Source organism: Noviherbaspirillum aerium, assembly GCF_008929045.1.
Classification (GTDB): domain Bacteria; phylum Pseudomonadota; class Gammaproteobacteria; order Burkholderiales; family Burkholderiaceae_D; genus Noviherbaspirillum; species Noviherbaspirillum aerium.
Genome location: NZ_VFAH01000059.1, coordinates 1 through 2,990 on the forward strand (window position 1 = coordinate 1; position 2,990 = coordinate 2,990).

The window sequence follows — 2,990 nt, forward strand, 5'->3', positions numbered from 1 at the left end:
TCGCTCCTGATCGGCGTGCTGCAGACCTATGCCGTGGCGCTCGATTACTCGTTCGCCACCGTGCTGGCCTGGATCGGCACCACCGTCACGCCGGAGACCTTCGGTTTCCCGGTCCTCAAACTCACCATTTCCCAGGTCGCACCCATCCTGCCCTACCTGCTGCTGGTGCTGATCCTGATTTTCCGGCCGCGCGGCCTGATGGGCACACGGGAGGGCTGACATGAATACCAATACCCTGACAATGAAAAACACCATGACCTACAAGCCCATGAACCTCGGGCGCTGGATCATCTGGGGCCTGTTCGCGGTGATCCTGATCGTGGCGCCGCTGATCTTCAACAAGGGCGCGTCGCTCTCCATCCTGTCGCAGATCGGCACGGTCATGATCTTCGGCCTGTCCTACAACATGCTGCTGGGACAGGGCGGCATGCTCAGCTTCGGCCATGCGGTCTACTCCGGTCTGGGCGCCTTCTTCGCCATCCATGCGATGAACCTGGCCACCGCCGGCAAGATCTGGATGCCGGTCACGCTGATTCCCTTCATCGGCGGCCTCGCCGGCATGTTCTTCGGCATGCTGTTCGGCTATGTGACGACCAAGAAGTCGGGCACGACGTTTTCCATGATCACGCTGGGCATCGTGGAACTGGTGTTCGCCTGCTCGCTGATGTTCCCCGAGTTCTTCGGCGGCGAGGGCGGCATCTCCACCAACCGCGTCTACGGCGAGAAGTTCATGGGCATCACCTTCGGTCCGCAGATCCAGGTGTACTACCTGATCGCCGCCTGGCTGTTCATCGCCACCGTGGGCATGTACGCCTTCACGCAGACGCCGCTGGGGCGCATCATCAACGCCGTGCGCGACAACCCCGAGCGGGTCGAGTTCATCGGCTACGACACCCAGTGGGCGCGCTATCTCACGCTTATCCTGTCGGGCTTCTTCGCCGGCATCTCGGGCGGGCTGTCGGCGATCAACTTCGAGATCGTCACCGCCGAAAACGTCAGCGCCCTGCGTTCGGGCGGCGTGCTGCTGTTCACCTTCATCGGCGGCGTCGGCTTCTTCTTCGGCCCGATGATCGGCGCCATCATCGGCGTGTTCCTCACCGTCATGCTGTCGGACTTCACCAAGGCCTGGCAGCTGTACCTGGGCGTGTTCTTCATCCTCATCGTCATGTATGCGCCGGGCGGCATCGCCAGCATCATCATGCTCAACCTGCGCGTGGCCAAGTTCGGCAAGTTCCGGCGCATCCTGCCGCAGCTGGTCGCCGTCTGCGCGGCGTCGCTGGTGGGCATGATCGGCCTGATCATGGTCATCGAGATGCTGTACCACCTGACGCTGGAGTCGGCCAACGGCACCGAAATGAAACTGTTCGGCACCATGGTCGATACCGCCGCGGCCACCGGCTGGTCCATTGCGCTGGTCTTGCTGGCGGTGGGCGGCCTGGCCTTCTGGAAGACCAAGAAAACCTTTGGCCACGCCTGGGGCGAGGTCAACACCGAAATCGAAGAACAGATCCGCAAGGGGGCAGCATGAGCGCCATGGCACTCGAACTCAAGAACGTGCGCAAGAGTTTCGGCAAGTCCGAAATTATCCGCGGGGCCAATCTGGCGGTGCCCAAAGGCGAGCGCTTCGCCATCATCGGTCCCAACGGCGCCGGCAAGTCCACGCTGTTCAACCTGATCTCGGGGCGCTTCCCGGTCAGCTCGGGCGACATTCTCCTGAACGGCAAGAGCATCCTCGGGCTGCGTCCGTTCGAGATCAACCGCAGCGGCCTGTCGCGCAGCTTCCAGATCACCAACATCTTCCATCGGCTGTCGGTGTACGAGAACCTGCGCTGCGCGGTGCTGTGGTCGCTCGGCTACAAGTACTCGTTCTGGCACCGGCTGAACGGCTTGAAGGATGCGCATGAGCGGGCCGAGGCGGTGCTCGAGCAGATCGGCCTGCGGCGGCGGCGCGACACGGCGGCCGGGTTGCTGACCTATGCCGAGCAACGCGCGCTGGAGATCGGCATCACCATCGCCGGCGGCGCGGAAGTGATCCTGCTGGACGAACCGACGGCCGGCATGAGCCGCTCGGAGTCGGATGCGGCGGTGGAACTGATCCGCAAGGTGACAGTGGGCAAGACGCTGCTGATGGTGGAACACGACATGAGCGTGGTGTTCGGCCTGGCGGACAAGATCGCGGTGGTGGTGTACGGCGAAGTGATCGCCTGCGACACGCCGCAAAACATTCGCGGCAACCAGAAGGTGCAGGAAGCCTATCTGGGTGGCCACGCACCGGCGGAGGCGGCATAAATGGCGGCATTACTGGAAATCAAGGACCTGCACGCGTACTACGGCAAGAGCCACGTGCTGCACGGGGTGGACCTGAACGTCGGCGAGGGCGAGATCGTGAGTCTGCTGGGACGCAACGGCGTGGGGCGGTCGACCACGGTGAAGTCGACCATGGGACAGGTGGACGTGACCGGCTCGATCCGTTTCAAGGGACAGGAGATCACGGGGCTCAAGGCTTTCGAGATAGCGCACCGGGGACTGGGCTACGTGCCGGAGAACCGGGATGTGTTTCCGACGCTCTCGGTGGAGCAGAACCTGCTGCTGGGCGAGAAGAAAGGCAAGAAATCGCGCTGGAGCATCGACGACATGTACAAGATGTTTCCGCGCCTGAAGGAGCGCCAGCATACGCCGGCGGGAGTGCTGTCGGGAGGGGAGCAGCAGATGCTGACCCTGTGCCGCACGCTGATGGGCGATCCGGACCTGATCATGATCGATGAGCCCACCGAAGGCCTGGCGCCGAAGATCGTGGAACTGGTGGCCGAGTACCTGATGGAACTGAAGAACCGCGGGATATCGGTGCTACTGGTGGAGCAGAAGCTGGCCATTGCGATGGAGATCTCGCAGCGGGTGTATGTGATGGGGCATGGCGCCATCGTGTTCGAGGGCACGCCCGCCGATCTGCGGGGGAATGCGGCCATCCGCAAGGAGTGGCTGGAAGTGTA

At 62.9% G+C, this 2,990-nt stretch carries 3 protein-coding genes and 1 pseudogene; all 4 read left to right on the forward strand.

The features are described from left to right. Positions 1 to 219: pseudogene (locus tag FH061_RS29965) on the forward strand (branched-chain amino acid ABC transporter permease); the annotation flags it as partial. Between the two features lies 1 nt (position 220). Continuing rightward, positions 221 to 1,528: a branched-chain amino acid ABC transporter permease gene (locus FH061_RS29970; RefSeq protein ID WP_151639482.1), complete on the forward strand. Its 1,308-nt coding sequence runs from the start codon at positions 221 to 223 to the stop codon at positions 1,526 to 1,528. Further along, positions 1,525 to 2,289, forward strand: coding sequence for an ABC transporter ATP-binding protein (locus tag FH061_RS29975; protein WP_151636493.1), 765 nt, complete (start codon positions 1,525 to 1,527; stop codon positions 2,287 to 2,289). Before FH061_RS29970 ends, FH061_RS29975 begins: the two co-directional genes overlap by 4 nt. Then, positions 2,290 to 2,990: ABC transporter ATP-binding protein (locus FH061_RS29980; protein WP_151639210.1), on the forward strand; the 701-nt coding region annotated here is incomplete at its 3' end.

What these genes read in the sequence shown, in the direction of transcription:
- FH061_RS29970 (WP_151639482.1), top strand. Translation starts at nt 221, where the DNA reads ATGAATACCAATACCCTGACAATGAAAAACACCATGACCTACAAGCCC.
- FH061_RS29975 (WP_151636493.1), top strand. Translation starts at nt 1,525, where the DNA reads ATGAGCGCCATGGCACTCGAACTCAAGAACGTGCGCAAGAGTTTCGGC.